Annotated in this window: 25 protein-coding genes; 15 read left to right on the forward strand and 10 right to left on the reverse strand. The window is 51.2% G+C overall.

Annotation, left to right across the window (positions count from 1 at the left end; genetic code table 11):
* Nucleotides 1-33 precede the first annotated feature (33 nt).
* On the forward strand, nucleotides 34-798 hold the full coding sequence (deoR, locus tag GW579_RS14175; protein ID WP_165059586.1) for a DNA-binding transcriptional repressor DeoR: 765 nt from the start codon (nucleotides 34-36) through the stop codon (nucleotides 796-798).
* Nucleotides 799-803: 5 nt separating this feature from the next.
* Here the strand turns inward: deoR and GW579_RS14180 are convergent, their stop codons facing one another.
* A complete protein-coding gene (locus GW579_RS14180; RefSeq protein ID WP_152325567.1) occupies nucleotides 804-1280 on the reverse strand; it encodes a GyrI-like domain-containing protein in 477 nt (158 codons plus the stop codon).
* Nucleotides 1281-1463: 183 nt separating this feature from the next.
* Between GW579_RS14180 and GW579_RS14185 the strand changes: the two genes are divergently transcribed.
* The 3 genes from GW579_RS14185 to GW579_RS14195 all read left to right on the forward strand — a co-directional run bounded on the left by GW579_RS14185 (nucleotide 1464) and on the right by GW579_RS14195 (nucleotide 2686).
* A complete protein-coding gene (locus GW579_RS14185) occupies nucleotides 1464-1970 on the forward strand; it encodes a YlaC family protein (protein ID WP_165059588.1) in 507 nt (168 codons plus the stop codon).
* Between the two features lie 128 nt (nucleotides 1971-2098).
* Nucleotides 2099-2374, forward strand: coding sequence for a hypothetical protein (locus GW579_RS14190; RefSeq protein ID WP_152325569.1), 276 nt, complete (start codon nucleotides 2099-2101; stop codon nucleotides 2372-2374).
* Between the two features lie 48 nt (nucleotides 2375-2422).
* Nucleotides 2423-2686: a hypothetical protein gene (locus tag GW579_RS14195; RefSeq protein WP_226790063.1), complete on the forward strand. Its 264-nt coding sequence runs from the start codon at nucleotides 2423-2425 to the stop codon at nucleotides 2684-2686.
* A 70-nt stretch (nucleotides 2687-2756) separates the two neighbouring features.
* Here the strand turns inward: GW579_RS14195 and GW579_RS14200 are convergent, their stop codons facing one another.
* Nucleotides 2757-2969, reverse strand: a complete 213-nt coding sequence (locus tag GW579_RS14200) for a YccJ family protein (RefSeq protein WP_152325570.1) — start codon at nucleotides 2967-2969, stop codon at nucleotides 2757-2759.
* 213 nt (nucleotides 2970-3182) lie between these two features.
* Between GW579_RS14200 and GW579_RS23900 the strand changes: the two genes are divergently transcribed.
* The 3 genes from GW579_RS23900 to GW579_RS14210 all read left to right on the forward strand — a co-directional run bounded on the left by GW579_RS23900 (nucleotide 3183) and on the right by GW579_RS14210 (nucleotide 4594).
* The gene (locus GW579_RS23900) at nucleotides 3183-3314 is read left to right on the forward strand and encodes a hypothetical protein (RefSeq protein ID WP_013576285.1); all 132 of its coding nucleotides are present in this window, start codon (nucleotides 3183-3185) and stop codon (nucleotides 3312-3314) included.
* A 251-nt stretch (nucleotides 3315-3565) separates the two neighbouring features.
* Nucleotides 3566-3907, forward strand: coding sequence for a DUF2502 domain-containing protein (locus GW579_RS14205; protein WP_152325571.1), 342 nt, complete (start codon nucleotides 3566-3568; stop codon nucleotides 3905-3907).
* 393 nt (nucleotides 3908-4300) lie between these two features.
* Complete coding sequence (locus GW579_RS14210; protein WP_338105846.1) at nucleotides 4301-4594, forward strand: hypothetical protein; 294 nt, start codon at nucleotides 4301-4303, stop codon at nucleotides 4592-4594.
* Nucleotides 4595-4667: 73 nt separating this feature from the next.
* Here GW579_RS14210 and GW579_RS14215 read toward each other — a convergent pair whose 3' ends face one another.
* Both GW579_RS14215 and GW579_RS14220 read right to left on the reverse strand, forming a co-directional pair.
* A complete protein-coding gene (locus GW579_RS14215; protein WP_152325572.1) occupies nucleotides 4668-5114 on the reverse strand; it encodes a universal stress protein in 447 nt (148 codons plus the stop codon).
* 38 nt (nucleotides 5115-5152) lie between these two features.
* Complete coding sequence (locus GW579_RS14220) at nucleotides 5153-5917, reverse strand: IclR family transcriptional regulator (protein WP_165059740.1); 765 nt, start codon at nucleotides 5915-5917, stop codon at nucleotides 5153-5155.
* A gap of 255 nt (nucleotides 5918-6172) precedes the next feature.
* On the opposite strand from GW579_RS14220, the gene GW579_RS14225 reads away from it, so the two are divergent.
* Both GW579_RS14225 and GW579_RS14230 read left to right on the forward strand, forming a co-directional pair.
* Nucleotides 6173-7783, forward strand: a complete 1611-nt coding sequence (locus tag GW579_RS14225) for an MFS transporter (RefSeq protein ID WP_165059590.1) — start codon at nucleotides 6173-6175, stop codon at nucleotides 7781-7783.
* Nucleotides 7784-7841: 58 nt separating this feature from the next.
* Nucleotides 7842-8876 (forward strand): HlyD family secretion protein, encoded by a 1035-nt coding sequence (locus tag GW579_RS14230; protein WP_165059591.1) that lies wholly within the window; start codon nucleotides 7842-7844, stop codon nucleotides 8874-8876.
* Between the two features lie 99 nt (nucleotides 8877-8975).
* Here GW579_RS14230 and mdoC read toward each other — a convergent pair whose 3' ends face one another.
* Entirely contained in the window at nucleotides 8976-10160 is a 1185-nt protein-coding gene (gene mdoC, locus GW579_RS14235; RefSeq protein ID WP_165059593.1) for a glucans biosynthesis protein MdoC, read from the reverse strand.
* A 329-nt stretch (nucleotides 10161-10489) separates the two neighbouring features.
* Between mdoC and GW579_RS14240 the strand changes: the two genes are divergently transcribed.
* The 3 genes from GW579_RS14240 (at nucleotide 10490) to GW579_RS14250 (ending at nucleotide 15082) form a co-directional block, all read left to right on the forward strand.
* Nucleotides 10490-12025 (forward strand): glucan biosynthesis protein G, encoded by a 1536-nt coding sequence (locus GW579_RS14240; RefSeq protein WP_152325576.1) that lies wholly within the window; start codon nucleotides 10490-10492, stop codon nucleotides 12023-12025.
* Nucleotides 12018-14600, forward strand: a complete 2583-nt coding sequence (gene mdoH / locus GW579_RS14245; RefSeq protein WP_165059595.1) for a glucans biosynthesis glucosyltransferase MdoH — start codon at nucleotides 12018-12020, stop codon at nucleotides 14598-14600. Before GW579_RS14240 ends, mdoH begins: the two co-directional genes overlap by 8 nt.
* 236 nt (nucleotides 14601-14836) lie before the next feature.
* Nucleotides 14837-15082 carry a YceK/YidQ family lipoprotein gene (locus tag GW579_RS14250; RefSeq protein ID WP_165059597.1) on the forward strand — a complete coding sequence of 82 codons (246 nt, stop codon included), beginning with the start codon at nucleotides 14837-14839 and terminating at the stop codon, nucleotides 15080-15082.
* A 15-nt stretch (nucleotides 15083-15097) separates the two neighbouring features.
* Here GW579_RS14250 and GW579_RS14255 read toward each other — a convergent pair whose 3' ends face one another.
* On the reverse strand, nucleotides 15098-15505 hold the full coding sequence (locus tag GW579_RS14255; RefSeq protein ID WP_152325579.1) for a MysB family protein: 408 nt from the start codon (nucleotides 15503-15505) through the stop codon (nucleotides 15098-15100).
* Between the two features lie 226 nt (nucleotides 15506-15731).
* Between GW579_RS14255 and GW579_RS14260 the strand changes: the two genes are divergently transcribed.
* Together GW579_RS14260 and GW579_RS14265 are read left to right on the forward strand one after the other, a co-directional pair.
* Nucleotides 15732-16130: a VOC family protein gene (locus GW579_RS14260; RefSeq protein ID WP_165059599.1), complete on the forward strand. Its 399-nt coding sequence runs from the start codon at nucleotides 15732-15734 to the stop codon at nucleotides 16128-16130.
* Nucleotides 16131-16261: 131 nt separating this feature from the next.
* Nucleotides 16262-16618 (forward strand): hypothetical protein, encoded by a 357-nt coding sequence (locus GW579_RS14265; protein WP_152325581.1) that lies wholly within the window; start codon nucleotides 16262-16264, stop codon nucleotides 16616-16618.
* Between the two features lie 23 nt (nucleotides 16619-16641).
* Here GW579_RS14265 and mdtG read toward each other — a convergent pair whose 3' ends face one another.
* From mdtG to GW579_RS14285, 4 genes are all read right to left on the reverse strand, one after another.
* On the reverse strand, nucleotides 16642-17880 hold the full coding sequence (mdtG, locus tag GW579_RS14270; RefSeq protein ID WP_165059601.1) for a multidrug efflux MFS transporter MdtG: 1239 nt from the start codon (nucleotides 17878-17880) through the stop codon (nucleotides 16642-16644).
* 290 nt (nucleotides 17881-18170) lie between these two features.
* Complete coding sequence (locus tag GW579_RS14275) at nucleotides 18171-18605, reverse strand: DoxX family protein (RefSeq protein ID WP_152325583.1); 435 nt, start codon at nucleotides 18603-18605, stop codon at nucleotides 18171-18173.
* 199 nt (nucleotides 18606-18804) lie between these two features.
* Complete coding sequence (locus GW579_RS14280) at nucleotides 18805-19740, reverse strand: Kdo(2)-lipid IV(A) acyltransferase (protein ID WP_152325584.1); 936 nt, start codon at nucleotides 19738-19740, stop codon at nucleotides 18805-18807.
* A gap of 350 nt (nucleotides 19741-20090) precedes the next feature.
* A complete protein-coding gene (locus tag GW579_RS14285) occupies nucleotides 20091-21188 on the reverse strand; it encodes an NADH:flavin oxidoreductase/NADH oxidase (protein WP_165059603.1) in 1098 nt (365 codons plus the stop codon).
* Between the two features lie 231 nt (nucleotides 21189-21419).
* Between GW579_RS14285 and trhO the strand changes: the two genes are divergently transcribed.
* Nucleotides 21420-22475, forward strand: coding sequence for an oxygen-dependent tRNA uridine(34) hydroxylase TrhO (gene trhO / locus GW579_RS14290; protein WP_101077224.1), 1056 nt, complete (start codon nucleotides 21420-21422; stop codon nucleotides 22473-22475).
* Nucleotide 22476 lies beyond the last annotated feature (1 nt).

Here is a 22476-nt window from a genome sequence, read left to right on the forward strand (position 1 = left end):
CGGCTGCGAACGGGAAAGGCGTGAGATAACACCATGGAAAATAAGCGTGAAGACAGGATCCAGCGTTTGTTGCTGGCATTAAAAAAGACCGACAAAATTCATCTGAAAGAAGCGTCTTTACTGCTCAATGTTTCCGAAATGACCATACGCCGTGACCTTAACGTGGAACCTGCGCCGGTTATTTTGCTGGGTGGCTACATTGTCATGGATCCTAAGAATAACCCGGCGACACATTATTTCGTCAGCGAACAGAAAATGCGTCAGGTTGCGGAGAAAAAACGCCTGGCCTCACGCGCAGCGGGGCTGATTCAGACGAACGACACGGTGTTTTTTGATTGCGGCACCACAATGCCTTACGTCATCGAAAGCATTCCCGAAACCCTCGTTTTTACGGCAATCTGCTATTCGCTCAATACCTTTCTCGCATTGCAGGAAAAGCCTCACTGTGAAGTGATTTTGTGTGGCGGCGCGTTCAAATCCAGCAACAGTATTTTTACCCCGTTAGGGCGCAGCAGTGAGCTGGATTATATCCGTCCGTCCAAAGCTTTTATTTCGGCGGCCGGTGTCAGTATTGAACACGGCGTCACTTGCTACAATTTTGATGAGTTGCTGATGAAACATCAGGCGATGGAGCGTTCTGCGCAAAGTGTTCTGGTGGCAGACAGCACTAAGTTTGATCAGGTGCGACCGGCGGCAATCGCACCTCTTGCCCGATTCAATGTACTGGTCAGCGACGCTGAGCCACCGCGGGCTTATCTCGATTTTTGCAGTCAGTCTGACATTCCGCTTCTGGTCTGAGCCTTTTAGCGGATAGCGGGAATTTTCTCCACAGACTGATAAAGTACAACTTCCCAGATGCCACTTTTCGAACCATCACTGAGATAGTGTTCGAAACAGGCTTTTCCGTCCGGCCGGTAGTGCGCACTGGTCAGCAACTGAGCATAAAAATCGCGCCAGGCTTTCTCAAAATCACCGTCGGCAATAGTGGTGTGATAGGCCGCATAAGTGCCTCCTGGCAACGTTTGCAGCGACAGACCTTCTGCTTCATCCAGAATAAAATTATCGGCAACGCAAACCGAAGGATCGGCCCGCAAAGCCTCTGCCGGCGTGGTATCAGGGTTATCATGAAACCAGGTCAGCCATTCGGTACGCGGCTGATGATGCCGCGCAACCCATTTGGTCAGTTGCTGAAAGCCGCTGTGGATTGACTGCTGATAAGGGCCGACAACCCGGTAGCTCACCAGCTTTTTGGCCGGTCTTTCTACGATTGATAATGCCACGATGATCTCCTTTTATCTGACATAGATTGGGTGGTTTCCATGTGGGTAAAAACGTCAATGCCAAGCTTATCTATAACAGTTCACCGTTTTACTCACGGTAACTGCTCTACGCGCTATAACAGTTGTCATGATAAAATTATGTAATCAGATTGCATTATAGTCGTGACGCAGTGAGGTTATGAGATGGACGTAATCAAAAACGTATTAAACAGTGAAATTGATCGGATCAATCGTCAGGAAGGCCGTGACGGAAAGGCGCGCATTAATGGAGAGTTCTTCGTGAACCATCCATGGTTATGCCTGGCGATGCTGGTCGGCTATATCGCCGTCGGCGTGGTGATGTATGTTTCACCGTACATGGGCATGGGCTGGTTTATCGGCTTCACCGCATTTCTGGTGTTTATGTCGGCGATGCTGCTGCTCGAAATCAAACCGGTTTACCGTTACGAAGATATCGGCGTGTTAGATCTTCGCGTTTGCTATAACGGCGAATGGTATTTCAGCCGTGAATTATCCGGTGATGCAGTTAAGCAAATTTTGAGTGCCGGCAGCGTAAGTTCGCACATCAAAAATCGTATTGAATCGATCGTACGTAACAAAGGCTCGATCGACTTTTATGATGTATACGATCTGGCTCGTCTGGAAAATCAGCAGCAAGATCCCACCAGAACAGCACAGTTAGCTCACTGATCGCGCCCTTAAACATGGCTTCTGCCCATGACGTTACCCTGCATGCTCTGATAAAATAGTGGCTGGGTATCATTTTCGTGAATGAATCGTACATGCGAAAAATGATGCCAGCCGTTACAGGAGCGACAGTGGAACGAATCAAACTTACTATTCATCATCTGCACAAAATCATTTCCGGTGAAAAACAGGATGCACAGGCGACTGCGCGCATTTATGCTGGCGATGAACTGTTACTGACTGAAACAATGACCGGGCAGGCGATGCATTTTGATCGCTTTATCCAAGCCGAAAACGATAATGGCAAACCTTTACGTGTGGAATGGGACAGCGACGGCAGCGCCGCAATGTCGGTTTCCCGCGCTGAAGTGTGCCCTTGCTGCGGTGGCGATGCCCTGCACCATTGAATAAATCCGGGCCTGACCGCATGTTAAGTAAAAGCCGAACAGGGGGGAATGATGAAATTTATCAGTAACGAATTTGAATACCGCCAGTGGATCATGGACGAAATATTCCAGGCAAGCGCGGTAGGCGAAACCTCTGAGTTTGCCGATCAGGAAGTGGAAGATTTTATCTTTGACGCGCGTCCGGTGGCTTATCCCTGCGTCGCAGTGATGATTCAGACGCCCGGTGAGCCTGGCGTATGCGAACCCCGATTCTTTTATAAAGAACAGGTATTTGAGTGGGCACACAAAATGGGCTTTGGTTTTGACAGCTAACGGCGCATCCGGCTAACGCAAAAACCCCGGGAAGGTCCCAGGGTTTCGTGGCGAATGGCCGGGCTACTGATCAGACATTTTTCCTGTCGATTTTCTCTTCACCCCAGAACAAATAGTCGTCCTTGGTTTTTGCGAACGCGATGGGCAAGACTTCATCGCTGCCTTCTTCCCAAATTTTCTGCGCCAGTTTCTCATCATTTTTAGCCAGTTCGAAAATGGCTTCAGCGATTTCATGAGAGGTTTCACGTGTGTTGGCCCAGGCTTTGATGTTTGACGTCGTCATCCGGTTCTCCTCGTATTTTTTGCGCAACGGTGTCTCCATGACACCATCATATTCAGGTTAACTATGGTTTCTGCGCGGGGTTAATGCAAATCTGTGAGGCAGGATAGGGCAGAAATTCCATGATTAGTGCTGGTGCAGGGCACAAAAAAACCGGCACCGGGCGGGGACTGTCGTTTATACTGAACGCGATTTTGAACAATTAAGGTGATGAGAATGAGCGACGATATTTTTGATTTTGACATTGATGCTGCACTAGAAACTGCTGAAGTAAAAGCGGCTGAAAAAGCAGCAGAAGTGCCTGAAGCCGTTCAGGACGAAAGCGACTGCGAAGGCTGCAAAATCTGATTTTGCACAACTTAGCAGCAAACAGAAAACCGCTTCGGCGGTTTTTTTGTATCTGTCATTTATTCCTATTCTGGCACTTCTGGCTGAATCTCCTTTACCGACATAGTGTTGCATCGCAGTCTCCCGACATCGCTTCTGACGCAACTGTAAGGATAACGTCAGGACATTTTTTTTGGGATAAATTCCTATAGAACAGGAAGATAGCTGGCGGTACTTTGTCACCACCTGATAAGCAGGTCGTGAGGTTCACAATGAAAAAACTAATTTTTGTTCTCGCCGTTTTGCTCACTTTGCCCGCTATCGCACAGGCAGACGTCGAGGTAGGGCTTAATATGCCGGGGTTGTCACTGCATGTCGGTGACCGCGATAATCGTGGATATTACTGGGACGGTGGTGACTGGCGTCCGCCAGGCTGGTGGGATAACCATTATCGTGATGAAGGCCGCGGGCATTGGGTTTATTACGAACCGGCTCCGCCGCCACCGCCGCGCTACTGGCATCACGAGCACTGGCATGAAGGTCCGCCTCCCGGCTACTGGCGTGATGGTCCTCCGGGGCACTGGCGTGAAGGCCCGCCTCCTGGCCGCTGGTAATCACGTTTTACAGAACGGCTAAGAGTCAGAACACGAAAGAACAGTAACGACAGATTTTGGGAACAGGGCTGGCAGTGGCGATGCAAAGCATCCCCAATGTCAGTTCTGTTCCTTTCGTTTTTAATCATTTTAAAACCTCCGCTGCTGATAATTTCCTGCAAAATTAATCGCATGCTGAATATTTAAAATATAAACCATTCATGAAAATTATATTTTAAACCGATTATTGCGAGGAATAGCAATAAACGCTTATCCCATAAACTTTTCAGAGAAAGTGCTGCTTGCTAAGTGTCACTATTGTGTTAATTTCTTGTTATATGAGATCAGCAATGGAAGGCCTGAACGCAATGCGTGCCTGATATCATATTGAAGTGTTATGGAATTTTTACTCAGGTGCGCTATTTGTCATTTACTGAGATTACCGCTATGCGCCTGATTAAAAACGATTTTGAGTTCCGTCTTTGGATGCTGGATGCCTATTTTTATCAGGATAAGATAGAAGGCGATACGTTGCTGACCGACGAAGAGATGGATGAGTTTTTATTTGAATGCCGTCCGCAGGAATATCCATGTTTAGGAACGGTCACGCCTTCCAAAGAATGTTCGCTGGAATTTGATATTGCCTTTTTCTATCGTGAACACATTACGGAATGGGCAAAATTGATGGGATTGATGAATACGAAATAGTATTGCTTTCCCGACATTAAAAAAGCGCCTTCGGGCGCTTTTTGCATTTTTACTTGTGCGGATGACAGAAGAATCAGTTTCCCCGTACTTCTACCATCACCGGGCAGGGCGATCGCGCGATAACCTCTGCGCTGACCGAACCTTTGATGATGCGGCCAAAAGCTGAAAGCTGCCGGTGGCCCATCACAATGACCGACGCCTGTCTTTTCACGGCTTCTGCCGCCAGCGCTTCTCCGGCGTTACCGACAATGATATTGCCTTTCGCCTGAATCCCTGCTTCTGCGAGCGTTTTCAATGCCTGACCGACCACGGCGCGGGCGGTAGTCTGTTCTTCCTCCGCAGGAGGATATTCGATGATTTCGCCGGGCATATCCCCGTTTTCTTCCAGTGCATAAGACTCATCGATGCAACAGGTGACATAGACCGTTGAGTTATGGCCGGTGGCAAGCTGACGGCTTAGATCCACTACAAATCCCGTTTGTCTGGAGCCATCTACGGCTAACAAAATGACGTCAAACATTTGTATTCCTTATACAGCCTGATTTTTAAGGTTCGGTGTTACTTGCCAATTTCACTGGTCAGCGCTTCTTTGCACTCAAGCAAAGCGGTGCGGATCACGTCCTGTTTAGCCTCAAGGCGCGGAGTGGGAATCAGAACGGAAACTGAATAGCGCCCCAAAATCGTGTCGATGGCAATCGCAATAGTGGATACACCTTCTACCGTTTCGCCCGTTTCAATCGAGTAACCGTTACGGCGAACGTCGGCAACGATATCGAGCAGTGCGCCGAGCGTGCCGACGGTATTTTTCGTCGCCGGCTCCAGCACTTCACCGACAATAATTCGAATTTCCTCATCGGTTTTTAACGCCAGCAGCGCACGCCCTGAGGAAGTGCTGTATATCGGCAAATTCAGGCCCACGCGGGGAACAATGCGTAACTCTTTTTCCGACACAATGCAGTGAATATTGGTAATCTGACGACCGCTGGCGCGGCCAATGGCGACGGTCTCCCCGGTAATTTCGTTCAGATTACGGAGAAACGGTGTGGCAATGGCGATCATGTCGGTGTGTACTGTTGACGCCAGTTTCAGCAACGTCGGCCCGAGCCGGACACCGCCGTTGCCTTCCGAACGCACCAGCCCTTCTTCTGCCAGTGCTGCAACGATGCGCTGAACCGTCGAGCGCGGAAGATCGACATCATTCGCGATGGCTCCCAGGCTCATGCCCTGAGGATGTTTGCCCAGTGCGTTAAGCACCGATGCTGCCCGCGAGATCACTTGGATCCCACCGCTGCGCTCTTCGTCTGCCGGAATATCCTGCGCCATTCTTTTTCCTTCTTCATTATCCGGTGTCATCCGCCAACACCTTGTCTTGCCAATGTAATGGCTGAACCGGTGAAAAACAATTCCTAATCACATTGCAATACACTGTACCGTATTATAGTATTTTGGCGTGTATCACGATGCGGTGCATTGCATCGAAATATGAGTGACATAGCTCACTGAACTGCGCCTTCCCGGCGCAGACCTGCCTTCTCACTATCGGCGCACCATAAAGCGGCGAAGTTAATGAGTACAACTATGAATCAGTCAATTGCACAGGCACCGGCCGCAAGCAGCGCCGGAATGTCCGGACCACCGCCGTTTACCGCGAGGCTGGTCACCGGATTAGCGGGCGTATTGATCGTCGCACTTTGCTCCGGCCTGAACGACCGTGTCACGGATATTGCTTTGGCTGATGTTCGTGGCGCTTTAAGTATCAGTAATGATGCCGGTTCATGGCTGATCGGCTCCTATCAGGCTGCGGAAGTGGCGGCCATGATGATTGCTCCGTGGCTGGCGGTGACGTTTTCGCTGCGCCGCTTCACGCTGTTCGTGACGTTGGGCTTTTTGCTGGTCGCCGCCGTTTTACCGTATTCACCCAACCTGCCGGTGTTTATTACGCTGCGTGCGGTTCAGGGACTGTTTGGCGGGGCGATGCCGCCTTTGCTGATGACGGCGGCGCTGCGCTTTATGCCGCCGCAGTACAAACTTTACGGGCTGAGTGCTTATGCGCTGACCGCTACTTTTGGGCCGAACATCGCGACCTCCATGGCAGCCATCTGGACCGATTATGTCGGCTGGAAGTGGGTGTTCTGGCAGGTTATTCCACCGTGTGTGCTGGGGTATTTGCTGATTGGTTACGGATTGCCACAAGATCCGCAGCGTTTTGAGCGATTTAAACAGATGGATATTGTCGGCATGGTGACGGGATGCAGCGGCATTTCCTTGCTGGTGCTGGTTCTTCAACAGGGCGAACGGCTGGACTGGTTCAACTCGCCGCTGATTACCGTCATGTTTTTCGCCTCGCTGGCGCTGCTAACGATTTTTCTGGTTAACGAATGGCATCACCCGTTGCCGCTGTTCAAATTGCAAATGCTGAAACGCCACAATCTGGCGCACGGTTTAATCACGCTGTTTGCGCTGATGTTCCTGTTTTTATCCGGCTCGGCATTACCGGCGAGTTTCATGCAGCAGGTGGGGGGATTTCGTGCGGTGCAGGTCGGGCCGCTGGCGCTGACGATCGGTTTGCCGCAGCTGCTTCTGGCTCCGCTGGTGGCATTTTTCCTGACTATTCGTTGGGTAGACAGCCGCTGGGTTCTGGCCTGCGGGCTGGGGCTGGTGGGGGTTTCCTGTTACTGGGGAACGCATATCACCAGCGTCTGGGCGCGTGATAACTTTTATGTGATTCAGATTATGCAGGCGTTCGGCCAGCCGATGGCGGTGTTGCCCATTTTGCTGGGCGCAACCAGCGTCGTTCAACCGCAGGAGGGCCCTTTTGCCGCAGCGATGTTTAATACCACGCGCGGAATGGGGAGTATTGCGGGAAGTGCCCTTCTGGGCGTGATGGTCAGCGACCGTGAGCAGTTCCATTCTAACGTTTTACTCAATCACATTGGCGGTGTGAATTATCTGCTTTCCCAGCCTTATGGCGGTGGCAGCAGTTTTCTGGCACCGCTGAACACTGACGGTTCTGCGATTTCAACGGAAGTCATTACGCAGTTTTCCACGCTGGTCAGGAAGCAGGCACTGGTTATGAGCCTGGCTGATATTTACATGCTGATTATCGGCCTGGCGCTTGCGCTGATTGTGCTGGCCTCAATCCTGCCCAAACGCTCTTATCCGCCTCAGTCTCTGGTTAAACGCCCCTGAATGAAGCATCACCTGAACGAATGAATTTCACTATAAGAAAGTACGAGAGAAAATCATCATGATAAAAACATCGCCTGTCCGCCTGAGCTGGCTGGTTGCCGCCGTGGTGGTGGTATTACTGATTGTGATTGCCTTCTGGACGTTGTCTTCAGGGAGCGCACCGGAAACCGATGACGCTTTTGTGTCGGCAGACTCTACACTGGTTGCACCGCGGATTTCCGGTACGATTGCTGATGTGTATGTTAAGGATAATCAGAGTGTTAAAGCGGGCGATGTGCTGGCAAAAATTGACGATCGCGATTACCGCAACGCCGTGCTCACCGCGCAGGCCAGCGTCGAAACGGCGAATGCGCAAATGCTCAGCCTGAACGCGCAACTTGCGAAACAGCAGCAGACTATTTTACAGGCGCAGGCCTTGGTGAATGCGGATTCTGCCAGTATTGCGTATGCACGCCAGAGTGCTGACCGTTACAAACGTTTGCTGCAAAATGGCTCCGGCACGGCGGATGCTCGTGATGAATCAGATGCCAGTTTGCGCTCAAAACTGGCTTCCCAGCAAAGTGATATGGCCGCCGTGCAGGCCGCTGAAAAGCAGGTTGACGTACTGAAAGCGGAGCAGGCGCAGGCCAAAGCGGCGATTGATTCTGCTACCACCGCGCTGGCGCAGGCGAAACTCAATCTTTCCTATACAGAAATCACGGCGCCGGTTGACGGCGTGGTCGGCCAGCGTTCTCTGCGCATCGGCGGCTATGTCAGCGCAGGAACCCGTGTGCTGGCAGTCGTGCCGCTTCACGATGCTTATATTGTGGCGAATTATCTGGAAACGCAGCTGGGTGATGTGCAGCAAAATCAGCCAGTTGATATCAAAATCGACGCATTGCCGGGCGTGACGCTGAAAGGGACAGTGGACAGTATTTCTCCGGCCACGGGTGTCACGTTTTCGCCGATCTCACCGGATAATGCAACCGGTAACTACACCAAAGTGGTGCAGCGTCTGGCGGTGAAGATTGTGCTGGATAAAGATCAGGCCGATGCGAAGCGGCTGAAAGTCGGAATGTCGGTGATCCCGACGATAGATACTGCGTCACGCTGATTTTCGTTTGTCTTTCTTTGCGTCAAAAATCAGCCGCCTGAAAGCAAAAGGGCCATGCTTAACCGCACGGCCCTTTTTGTTTTCGCTTCACCTGAAGCGTCAGGACGCCTGATTCTGCGGTGGCGTGGCGTCCGATGAATCCTTCTTCGCCGGATGCTGCGGTTTACCCGAGAACAGGAATCGCAGAATCGGAATGCGTTTGTGTACTTCGTACAAGATAAACGCAATACCGAATACAAACACCAGACCCAGCCAGAAACCCAGCCAGTCGCTGTGGATCTTCGGCGTGATAAATGCCCCGTAAATCAGCGTTAACGGGTGGTGAATCAGATAGATAAACAGCGACGAGTTCACCAGATAAGTAATCCACGGCGCCTGGAAATTGAGGAGGTAGTGACTGAATGAGAACACCACATTAACCATCAGGATCCCCAACAGGGTGGTGATGATGGCGTCGATTTCCATCGAGTACAGCTGCGGAGTATTCACGTGCTGATTAAACATGTAAGCGGCGAACAGGAAGATACTCACCACGCCGGCAGTTGCTGAAGGCTTCAGGAACAGCTCTTTCAACCAGGAGAATTTATAAGCAAACGCGCCGATGATGAAAAATGGCAGATAAAACAATGTCTGCATCACGACGAAATTAAACGCACCGTTGGAAAGTAAATTAGGTGCAAAAAGATACAGCCCGCGGTTAAACGCGGCGTAAATTAAGCCGATAAATAAAAATACAATTGAGAGTTTTCCTAACGTGTTTGTCCGGGTTTTTATTAATTGAATACGACTAGTCTTAATTTCTTTAATAAATTTGAAGAGGTAAAAACAAATACTGGTCAGAATAACTAACGTTAACAGGAACCATAAATGGGACACTAATTCCCAGACGGTAATGTTAATCTTTTGATAGAAATCCATATTTCCCCAGTCTGAGAATTTACTGGTGAATTTCATCAGGAAATAGAGCTGCGGGATTGTAATCAGCGGGAAGGCCGCTACCAGCGGGATGGCAACCCGCTCCAGACGTACCTTGAGCCACTGGTGCGAGTCGTAGCGCTCATACAGCATATAAGAAAAATACCCGGAGATGACAAAGAAAACCTGCATCCGGAAGGCATGGATAATATCATTGAAAATTGTCAGGCCGTGCGAAGGCACCGCACTGTTTACCGCCCAGATATGACTGGAGTAAATCAATGATATATGGAAAGGAATACCCAGCAGCATCAAATATGCGCGGATAGAGTCCAGGAAAAACTCACGTTGTGGTTTTTGTGGTTTCATTACGTATCCGTTGTATGTGGCTCATCCTAATTTTAGAGCGTAGTTTGTATTCGGGCTAATTTCTCAGGTAACCAAAAATGACTGTCGTTGACATTAGTTTAGTTTCTCACCTTAAAACATGCATTGTTATAGGACAAGTTTCCATAGCCGGAGTTTCAACGAATTGATATCCTTGTACCCTGTTGCGCTTAAACGGTTCATCAATGGCTGAACCATCGACTGCTCAAGTTGTCGGAAACCTGACACTTCCCATAAAATAGTTACAGTGAATGATTGAAGCGCGCATAGGAGACAAAGTGTCGGATAAAAATTTTTCCATAGGGTCACGTATGATCAAAGTCCGTTTGCTAAGTGCCGCAGTGTTGATGACCATGTTCACCTCATCTGCCTGGGCTTTTTCTATAGATGATGTTGCCAAACAAGCGAAGGCATTAGCCGATAAAGGTTACGAAGCGCCGAAAAGCAATCTTCCGTCTCAATTCCGCGATCTTAAATTCGCAGATTACCAACAAATTCAGTTCAATCATGACAAAGCGTACTGGAAAAACCTGAATACGCCTTTCAAGCTTGAGTTCTACCATCAGGGGATGTACTTCGACACTCCGGTAAAAATCAACGAAGTGACGGCAGACTCCGTAAAAGAAATCAAATACAGCCCGGACTACTTTAACTTTGGCAACGTCAAACATGACGCTGACTCAGTCAAAAACCTCGGTTTTGCTGGCTTCAAAGTGCTTTATCCGATCAATAAAGCAGACAAAGATGATGAAATTATGAGTGTGCTGGGTGCCAGCTACTTCCGCGTCATCGGTAAAGGCCAGGTTTATGGCTTGTCTGCCCGTGGTCTGGCGATCGACACCGCGCTGGCTTCCGGCGAAGAATTCCCGCGTTTCCGCGAGTTCTGGATTGAACGTCCAAATCCAGACGAAAAACATTTAGTCATTTATGCCTTGCTCGATTCGCCGCGTGCGACCGGTGCTTATCGTCTGGATGTGTATCCGGGCAAGGAAGCGACCGTTGACGTGCAGTCACAAGTTTATCTGCGTGACAAAGTCGGCAAACTGGGTATCGCTCCGCTGACCAGCATGTTCCTGTTTGGCGCGAATCAGCCCTCTCCGGTGATGAACTATCGTCCGGCGCTGCATGATTCCAATGGTCTGTCTATCCATGCAGGTAACGGTGAATGGATCTGGCGTCCGCTGAACAATCCGAAACACCTTGCTGTCAGCCAGTTCTCCATGGAGAACCCGAAAGGCTTCGGTCTGCTGCAACGGGGTCGCAGCTTCTCAAACTTTGAAGATCTCGACGATCGTTACGACCTGCGTCCGAGTGGCTGGGTCGAGACCAAAGGCGACTGGGGTAAAGGTAAAGTTGAGCTGGTGGAAATTCCAACCGCAGACGAAACCAACGACAACATCGTCGCATTCTGGACGCCGGAACAATTGCCGGATGCCGGTAAACCGCTGAGCCTGAACTATCGTCTGCATTTCACCCGTGAAGAAGAAAAATTACATTCTCCTGATCTGGCGTGGGTTGAACGTACCATGCGTTCTACCGGTGATGTGAAACAGTCGAATCTGATCCGTGAACCTGACGGCAGCGTGGCTTTCCTGGTTGATTTTGTCGGCCCAAATCTGAAAGCCCTGAAAAGCGACACTCCGGTGGCGTCTCAGGTCAGCGTGGGTGACAACGGTGAACTGGTTGAAAACACTGTCCGCTATAATCCGGTAACCAAAGGCTGGCGTCTGACGCTGCGCCTGAAAGTGAAAGATCCGAAGAAAGCGATCGAAATGCGCGCTTCTCTGGCTAATGGCGATAAAACACTGAGTGAAACCTGGAGCTATCAGCTGCCTGCAAATGAATAAGTCAACGCACTCTACTCATGATTATGTAGAAGCTTTGCCGCTTACTGATGATCAGAAAGCGGCGCTCACTCAGCAGCTTCCCGCTGAAGATGAGCAGGCTTTTGCTACCGTACATCACCGCTTAGGCGGTGATGTGACAGCCTCTGCTAATGCCCCTGAACCGGATGCACCTTTGCTCTCGGTGAAAGCGCGCGTCGGCGCAAGCTGGCCGGATGCGCTGGCCAACGGTTCTCTGGACGAAGTGGACAACGAAGGGCGCACCATCGCCAGCGCAATGCCGCCAGTGAAGCGTTCAAGTATGTTCCCGGATGTCTGGCGTACCAACCCGGTAGGGCGTTTCTGGGACAATCTGATGGGACGCAGCGCGGCTTCGCGTCATACGGTTGCCGATATGCCGGAGTCAGAAAAGCGCTGGCGTCATGCCGGTTCGGTTCGTCGTTATGTCCTGCTGGTTCTGATGCTGGTTCAGACGGCGATCGCAACCTGGTACATGAAAACCATCCTGCCTTATCAGGGGTGGGCGCTGATCGACCCCGCAGATATGCTGAATCAGGACTGGTTGCAGTCGGTTCTGCAATTGCTGCCGTACGTGTTGCAAACCGGGATTCTGGTGTTGTTTGCGATTCTGTTCTGTTGGGTTTCGGCCGGTTTCTGGACCGCGCTGATGGGCTTTTTACAATTGCTTATCGGGCGCGACAAATACAGCATCACCGCCTCGACTAATGGCGATGAGCCGCTGAACCCGAATAACCGTACTGCGCTGATCATGCCGATTTGTAACGAAGACGTGGAACGCGTTTTCGCGGGCCTGCGTGCTACTTACGAATCTGTTAAAGCTACCGGTGATTTGGATCAGTTTGATATCTACGTGTTGAGTGACAGTTACGATCCGGATATTTGTGTCGCTGAACAGAAAGCCTGGATGGAAGTATGCCGCGACGTAGACGGTCATGGTCGTATCTTCTATCGCCGTCGCCGTCGCCGTGTGAAGCGTAAAAGCGGAAACATTGATGACTGGTGCCGTCGCTGGGGCGGGGAATATGCCTACATGGTTATCCTCGATGCGGACAGCGTCATGAGCGGCGAATGTCTGACCGGTCTGGCTCGTCTGATGGATGCGAATCCGAACGCCGGTATTATTCAGTCTGCGCCAAAAGCGTCGGGCATGGATACGCTGTATGCGCGTTGCCAGCAGTTTGCGACACGTGTTTACGGCCCGCTGTTTACCGCCGGTCTGCACTTCTGGCAGTTGGGTGAATCTCACTACTGGGGGCACAACGCCATTATCCGCGTGAAACCGTTCATCGAGCACTGTGCGCTTGCACCGTTGCCGGGTGAAGGTTCATTTGCCGGTTCCATCATGTCTCACGACTTTGTGGAAGCTGCGCTGATGCGCCGTGCAGGCTGGGGGGTGTGGATTGCTTACGACCTGCCGGGTAGCTATGAAGAATTACCGCCAAACCTGCTCGACGAGCTGAAACGCGACCGTCGCTGGTGTCACGGTAACCTGATGAACTTCCGCCTGTTCCTGGTCAAAGGCATGCACCCGGTTCACCGTGCGGTCTTCCTGACCGGCGTTATGTCCTACCTTTCTGCGCCGCTGTGGTTTACGTTCCTTGCGTTGTCCACGGCATTACAGGTGGTGCATACGTTGATGGAACCGACGTACTTCCTGCAACCGCGGCAGTTATTCCCGGTATGGCCACAATGGCGTCCTGAGCTGGCAATTGCCCTGTTCTCGACAACAATGGTTCTGTTGTTCCTGCCAAAACTGCTGAGTATCGTCCTGATCTGGGCGAAGGGAGCGAAGCAATTTGGTGGTGCATTCCGTCTGCTGGTTTCCATGTTCCTGGAAATGCTGTTCTCGGTGCTGCTCGCACCGGTGCGTATGTTGTTCCACACCGTTTTCGTGGTCAGCGCATTCCTGGGCTGGGAAGTGGTCTGGAACTCTCCGCAGCGTGATGATGATGACACGCCGTGGGGTGAAGCATTTAAACGCCATGGTTCGCAGCTTCTGCTCGGTGCCGTCTGGGCTGCCGGTATGGCATGGCTGGACTTGCGCTTCCTGTGGTGGCTGGCGCCAATCGTCTTCTCTCTGATCCTGTCACCGATTGTTTCGGTTCTGTCGAGCCGTGCAACGCTGGGGATTAAGAGTAAGAAAGCCAAGCTGTTCCTGATCCCGGAAGAGTACGATCCGCCGCGCGAGCTGGTTGCGACTGAAGAATATCTGGCACTGAACCGTGAACGTAAGCTGCAAAACGGCTTTATGCATGCGGTGTTTGATCCGGGCTTCAACGCACTGGCTACGGCGATGGCAACATCCCGTCATCTGTTGCGTGAAACTGTAGAAAACGGTCGTCGGGCTCGTCTAGAGCAGGCTCTGAAAACCGGGCCAAAAGATTTGGGCAAAGCTGACCGTCTGGTCTTGCTGAGCGATCCGGTGCTGATGGCGCGTTTACACTCCGCGGTGTGGACGCAACCCGATCAGCAGGCGTGGGGAGCTTATTACGACCAGCTTCCGCGTAACGAGCAGGCTTTCCCTGTGACGCAGACACTGGAAGTTAAATCCGCCTGAGTTAAATAGCGGACGGAAAGGGCAGTATGTGAAAACATGCTGCCCTTTTTATTGCTTCACGATCACAGGCCCGCACAGGCCATCACGCCGCAAAGACAACAGGTGACTCTCAGGCCCGCAGCGTATAAAGTTTTACGTCCCCTTAACATCAGGGAACATGACGCGCGTGCTATTCTGAGCGCGCTGTTCAGCGCTTAAAAAGAGCTTCTTTTGATTTGAATCGACAGGTTGGGTAAGTGATTAATCGCGTAATTTTTCGTGGATGTGTACTGGTGCTACTAGCTACCTCGCTCACAGGTTGTGGCAGCATTATCAGCCGGACCGTGCCAGGGCAGGGGCATGGCAACCAGTATTATCCCGGCGTGCAGTGGGATTTACGTGACAGCCCGTGGCGGTATGTCACTGTTATTGATGTCCCTCTGTCCATGATTGTCGATACCTTCATGTTGCCGATTGACGCCCGCCACGGGCCTTACGAATAAATCTGTTATAAACGTTTAGTCGATATCCCGTCCCGGATAATCGTCCTCGTCATCCCACTCTTCGGCGGCGGCTTCGCCTTCTTCCGTATCCAGCTGCGGCTCATGCTGGAATTCACCTTCATCCCATTCATACAGCGTCGCTTCTTCCTGCCATTCTTCTTCGAGTTCAATCTGATCGTAATCTTCGTCAAAGATAGCCTGCGCGGCCGCGCCGCTGCGAAACGTCAGCGCATCGATGGCGTCGCCTTCATCGCTGAGAAATTCTGCCTGCCACATCACATCGCCATCCTGCATGATGTACTTTTGCAGGTTGAACTGATCCGGAACGGGCTCTTCATCGTTCTGAACTCTTTCCTGTGCGGCTTCGAGAAATTCTTCGCGGGCGGCATCAATAGCTTCTTCAAGCGTTGCGTACATGCTCATTGTTGTCTCCTGAGTTGAATAAGGGGAAATAATCAATAGTCTTGATCGTAAATAGCGTTAGGAATGAAGAAGTAACAGCCATCTGACAGTGAAAACTCTGATTAAATGATTGTTGTCGATAACTGACAGGATGCAAGTTTTGAGATGAAAAAACAGGTCGCCTTTCTTCTGCTATTCTCTGAGTCTTAATGCCGGAACACGGTAAGTTGAAGGAGTTATGGCGGCTATGGTTTCACGAAACGCAGTGCTGAGGGTTGCCCGTCCGACCGATAATCTGGAGCGGATTGCGGCGATGTACAGTCAGGGACTGGGCTTTGAGGTGATCGGCGGTTTCAGCGACCATCAGAATTTTGATGGCGTTCTGATCGGCCATCCGCATCATCACTATCACCTGGAATTTACACATCACCGGGGAACAACCGTCGGGCGCGCGCCAACGCAGGATAGCCTGTTGGTGTTTTATATCCCGGAGGATGCGCAATGGCAGACGCAGTGTGACGCGATGCTGCAAGCCGGATTTATTGCCGTTCCTTCGTACAATCCGTACTGGGATGAAAATGGTCAAACGTTTGAAGATTTAGACGGTTATCGCGTGGTGCTGGCTTCACGTGACTGGACCGTGTAGAGAGAAATGTCAGAAGAGATTCAGCTTTGCAAAGAGGACGGTGGCAGAGGGTAAAAGTTTAGCAAACCGCCAGCCCGGGGAAGAATTGGGGGGTAGAGTGACGGTGAACTTTCAAGAAAAAGGTTACTGTTATGAAGATTTTTTCCCGTACTTTGCTTATGCCGCTGTGTGGTCTTGGCCTGTTTTTCAGTGTCGCCGGTATGGCGGCTGACAGTACGCATCCACAACCGCCGATGGAATATCCGCACGGTATGCCGCCATCCGACCATGAAGGCATGCTGCCTCCGCCACCGGTGATGATGGGGCTCTGCCATCCGGGCGCACTATTCTGTGCGAGCATGGCTAGCGATAATCCAACGGAAACAATTCAGAAACTGACTTCGGTGCTTCCGGCGACAACGGCGGGCAAACATTATGAAGTCCGTCTGGCGGTTGTCGAAGTGCCTGACCACCTGCCGATGCCTCCGCAGGCAGAAAAAGCCAAGTAAAGTGTTTTACACGCTGGCCGGAATTAATCGACCATCGCCTGACTCGGCCGGCGTTGCAAACACCACCAGGAATAAACGGCATTAAACATCACCACCAGCGCCGTGACGCAAAATACCGTTCGGAACCCGTAGCTTGCCGAAACTGCCGCACCCAGCAGAGGGCCGGTGACATTCCCGACATCACGGAACGATTGGTTATAGCTGAAGACCCTTCCCGCCACCTGATTGGTGCAGTTATAAATCAGCAGCGTTTGCACCGCCGGGAGCAGCGCGCCGTCTGTTGCCCCCAAAAGAAAACGTAAAATGCCTAACTGAAGCGGCGTTTGCACGAATGCCATCGGGATTAGCAAGAGGACGGATGACCCCATCATGGCCACCAAAATCCTTTCAGGCCCGATTCTGTCCCCCAGTTTTCCCAGCCTCGGCGCACTCATCAGTGCTGCCACGCCGGGCACCGACGCAATCATCCCGCTGATAAACGCCAGATTGTGCGTATTACCGGCCAGTTCACGCACGTAAAGCGTGAGTATCGGCGCAATCGATCCGGTCGCCACCTGAATAATCATTGTGGTGACGAACAGGCACAATACCAGCTTGGGATTTTTCAGCGAGGCAAAAACCTGTTTGCGGTTGAGCATGTCTTTCTTATTTACAGGGACAAACTGTTCGCGGATGCAGTACAGCGTCATCACAAAACAGAGAAAAAGTACGGCTGCGGTGATGAAGAATACCGGGCGTAAACCGTAGTTATCTGCCAGTAACCCGCCGACCAGCGGGCCAAGCAGTGCGCCGCTGACGCCGCCTGTGGAGAGTGTTCCCAGCGCCCAGCCGCTTTTATTGCGGGGAATTTGTGTGGCAATCAGCGCATTGGCATTCGGCACAAAGCCGCCGAGCAAACCCAGCAGCGCGCGAAGGACTAAGAATTGCCAGATGTTTTGCGCAAAGCCCATGAGCATCATGACAATCGCCATGCCCAACGCCGAGCGCAGCAGCATGATTTTACGGCCTTTACGGTCAGCCAGGCCGCCCCAGAAGGGCGAAGCAATCGCGGAAAACAGGAAGGTAATACTGAAAACCAAACCCGACCACATGTTCAGGGATTCATGGCCGGTGACACCCAGAGTTTCGACGTAAAGCGGCAGGAAAGGCATGATCAGGCTGAACGCGGCACCGGTAAGGAAGCAGCCAATCCAGGCAACATACAGATTTCGTTTCCAGTTTATGGGTTCTGGTGCGGTTTCAGATTCAGATGCCGAAGTCATAAATTACCGAAAAAAGAGGTCAGATTAGCTCTGGAATGACAGATGGGAGCAAGGCAGAGCACAAGTAACAATCAATTGGCTGGATAATTATGCGCCTAATTATCATCCACTTCAATGATGTTAATGAACTGTAACAACGAAAGTAAAATACCGTTTTATCGCGAGAGGTGTGGTGAAGGAGATCAACTGAGGAGCGAAAATGCAAAAAAATACGGCCAGCGATGAGGCCGGCCGCGTCAGACACAGAATTAAAATAAAAACCAAAAGACAGACACAGCAAAAAACAGGGTTTAACGCAGGGCTGCGTTTTTCATCACAGAATAACGGCCGCTGCCCAGGAACATAATCACCAGCCCGCCAAAGAAGTACAATGCTTCGCCTTCCAGACCCCAGGCGCCGACGTCGGTCACGGTGAAGAATTTACCCGCAACCACCAGCAAAACTGCCACTAAAATGTTGAATGCCATCACCAGCGCGGCAGGGCGGGTAAAAATACCCAGAATAATCAGAACCGGTGCAATTACTTCACCGATGTATGCGCCATAAGCGATGAATCCCGGTAAGCCAGCAGCCTGCAACATTTTGGCAATCCAGCCCACGCCATTTTCCATTTTCGCCACGCCATGGAATAAAATCAAAATCCCGAAAGTAAGACGCAACAGTAACTTACCAAAGTCAGGGTGATCGGTAACGCGGGTAAAAGCAGTGTTCATTTTAGCCAACATAATGTATTCCTTTTGAAGGTCACAAAGTGGCCACGCGGCTCCCAAGAAGTGAGGGGGTAATCACGTGGAGAAATCATGGGGAGAGTATTGGCCTAAACCGGATAGGATAAAATCTGATAACTTTGAAGAAGTCTGTCAAAAAAATTGTCGAAGCAAATCAATAAAACCGGTTCAGGATGCGCTGAGCCGGCCTTTAAGTTTATTCGCTGAGGGCTTTGTACAGCGAAGGCTCGCCCTGGGGACGCGTTTTGAAGCGTCGATGCAGCCACATGTATTGCTCGGGCGCCTGACGAATTTCGTCTTCTACCACTTTGTTCATGTACGCGGCGGCAACCACTTCATCATCCAGCGGGAAATCAGCGACCTGCGGATGAATAATCATCTCGTAGCCTTTTCCGCCAGCCAGACGGCGCGGTGTAAACGGAATGATGGCCGGTTTGCCCATTCGTGCCAGCAGATAGGTGCCGGTGGTTGTCGCGGCTTTATCCACGGCAAAGAAGGGTACAAACACGCTGGCGCGCGGGCCGTAGTCGTGATCCGGCGCGTACCAGATAATGTCGCCTTGTTTCAGGCTGCGGATCATTCCTTTCAGGTCTTTGCGATCCAGCATCCCTTTATTTGAACGCATGCGGCCTTTGGTCTGGATCCAGTCCATCAGTTTATTGTCATGCGGGCGATAAACACCGACGCCCGGATTATGAATACCGAAAATACGCGCACCCAGTTCCAGCGTCAGGAAATGAACGCCAATTAGCAGCACGCCTTGTTTGTTATCGCGGGCGCGCTGTATGTGTTCCAGACCGCTGACTTTAAACCAGCGTTCAATACGCCAGTCAGGCCAGAACCAGGCCATGCCGGTTTCAAATAAACCCATGCCAACTGATTCGAAATTTTTCACGACCATGTCTTCCCGCTGTTCAGGATGCATGTCGGGGAAACACAGTTCGATATTACGCTGGGCGATTTTGTAGCGACGTTTCAGAAAGCGCATTGAGAAGCGCCCAAGCCCGGTACCGATGCGGTAAATGACCGGATAAGGTAATAAGACCAGCGCGTACAACAACCCCAGACCTATCCAGGTGATCCAGTAGCGTGGATGCAATAACGAACGATTAAAGGTAGGTACCTGAGTCATAGAATCTCTGCGTCAATGGATCGAAGTAGAAAGTTTATAAGCTCTGTCTAATGCAGCAGCCCGCTACAGAAATACGTCCACATTCCGATATGGAGCGCGTGTTATCCGTTATTTTTAGTAGCAAAGTGACATAGTGTGGCACTTTTTTGGTATTAGGTGAAAATTCACGGCACTAATACCTCATTTAACTTATGGACTGCATGAATGAAAAACAATGTGATTTATTTATGAACAATTCAGCTGTTTTCTCCATGAGTCTTCGAATCAAATATCCGCAGAGAATGGCTTTTTGTCAATGAAACGGACAGCCCGGGGGCTGTCCGTGATCACGTTTATTAAACTGCCCGGTATTATTCCGGCAGGAATAATCCTTTCACGCTATGAGGCTCGCTGCGCCAGTATTGTTTCGGTGCGTAAACTTTTGCCCCGAGTTTGGCAGCGGCGTGCCACGGCCAGCGTGGGTTATACAAAATACCGCGCGCCAGTGCGATCATGTCTGCCTGTCCGGTGCCGACAATGGCTTCGGCCTGTTCCGGTTCAGTGATTAAGCCAACGGCGATCACCGGCATTTTGACGTGCTGTTTAATGCTGTCAGCGAAGGGCACCTGATAATTTGGCCCCACGGTGATTTTCTGGTGCTGGCTCAGGCCGCCGCTGGACACATGAATATAGCTGCAACCCAGCTTATCCAGTGCTTTGGCGAGTTCGACAGATTGCTCCAGATCCCAACCTCCTTCTACCCAGTCGGTGGCGGAAATACGCACGCCGATGGGTTTATCAGCCGGGAAGGCCGCGCGAATTTCCTGGAAGATTTCCAGCAGCAGGCGCATACGGTTTTCCAGAGAACCGCCGTACTGATCGGTGCGCTGGTTGGAAAGCGGGGACAGGAACTGGTGCAGGAGATAACCGTGCGCACCGTGCAGTTCCAGCAGATCGAACCCGAGGCGGTCGGCGCGCCGTACGCTATCCACGTACGCTTTTTTCAGTTCGCTGATGCGTTCAGCAGAAAGCGCGACGGGCGCTTCCGTTCCTTCGGCAAAAGGAAGAGCGGAAGGTGCGACGGTTTGCCAGCCACCGGCGGACTGAGGTATTTGCGCACCCCCTTTCCACGGTGCGGCGTGAGAGGCTTTGCGTCCAGCGTGGCCGAGCTGCAAGCCGAGAGGAATGTTGCTGTTTTCGCGCAGGCCGTCGACCAGTCCTTTCAGCGCGGCTTCGGTTTCATCATCCCACAGCCCTAAATCCTGCGCAGAAATGCGCCCGGCGGCTTCCACCGCTGTGGCTTCGAGGATCAGCAAACCGGCACCGGAAAATGACAATTGCCCGAGATGCGCGTGGTGCCACGAAGTCGCTTTCCCCTCGTCGGAGGAATACTGGCACATTGGTGCGATAACAATGCGGTTAGGGAGCGTCAGGCCGCCCAGAGAAATCGGTTCAAAAAGCTTGCTCATGTTTCCTGCCCTTTAAAAAATCAGTGTGGTGGATAGATCACAAGTATGGATAACATCTGAGAATAGGTTACCGCATTTAGAGAAAAGGCAAGGCGCAGCAGGTGTTTTTCTTATCATGAATTTGCAACGGAAGATGTCGTCCGTGTTGCTTTAATGTATAATCTTGCCGCTTCAAAAGTAGCTAATTGGTTTCCAATAATTAAATCCCCCTGAAAGACAGGAACGTACACCATGCCAGTGTTACATAACCGTATTTCTAATGAGGAACTCAGAGCGCGCATGTTGGCTGAAACCGAGCCCCGCACGACTGTTTCTTTTTATAAGTATTTCCAGCTCGAAGATCCGAAAGCTTTTCGCGATGCCCTGTATATCAGCCTGACTCGCCTGAATGTGTTTGGCCGTATTTACGTGGCAAAAGAAGGGATTAACGCGCAGATCAGCGTTCCGCAAAGCCAGTTTGACGCGTTCAAAACCGAGCTGTTTTCCAGCCATCCGGCGCTGGATAACATCCGCCTGAACGTGGCGCTGGAAGATGACGGCAAATCCTTCTGGGTTCTGCGTCTGAAAGTGCGTGACCGTATTGTGGCGGACGGCATCGATGATGAGTCGTTCGATCCGTCGAATATCGGTGAGTACCTGAAAGCCGAGCAGGTCAACGCCATGATTGACGACCCGGACACGCTGTTTGTCGATATGCGTAACCACTACGAATATGAAGTGGGGCATTTCGATAAAGCGATTGAAGTCCCGTCTGACACTTTCCGCGATCAGCTGCCCATGGCCGTTGATATGCTGAAAGAAGACAAAGACAAGAAAATCGTCATGTACTGCACCGGCGGTATTCGCTGTGAAAAAGCCAGCGCCTACATGCTGCATAACGGTTTTAAAAACGTGTATCACGTGGAAGGCGGCATTATCGAATATGCGCGCCGAGCGAAAGAGCAGGGTTTGCCGGTTAAATTCAAAGGTAAAAACTTCGTCTTTGATGAGCGCATGGGCGAACGCATTTCTGACGATGTGATCGCGCATTGTCACCAGTGTGGCGCGGCGTGTGATAACCATACCAACTGTAAAAATGACGGCTGCCATTTGCTGTTCATTCAGTGCCCGACCTGTGCGGCGAAGTTCGACGGTTGTTGCAGCGAAATCTGTATGACTGAGCTGAAACTGCCGGTTGAAGAACAGCGTGCGCTGCGTGCTGGCCGTGAAAATGGGATCAAGATTTTCAACAAGTCCAAAGGGCTGTTGCAAACAACCATGCACATTCCGGCACCGGAAAACGACTGAA

The organism is Rahnella contaminans, assembly GCF_011065485.1.
In the GTDB taxonomy this organism is placed as follows: domain Bacteria; phylum Pseudomonadota; class Gammaproteobacteria; order Enterobacterales; family Enterobacteriaceae; genus Rahnella; species Rahnella contaminans.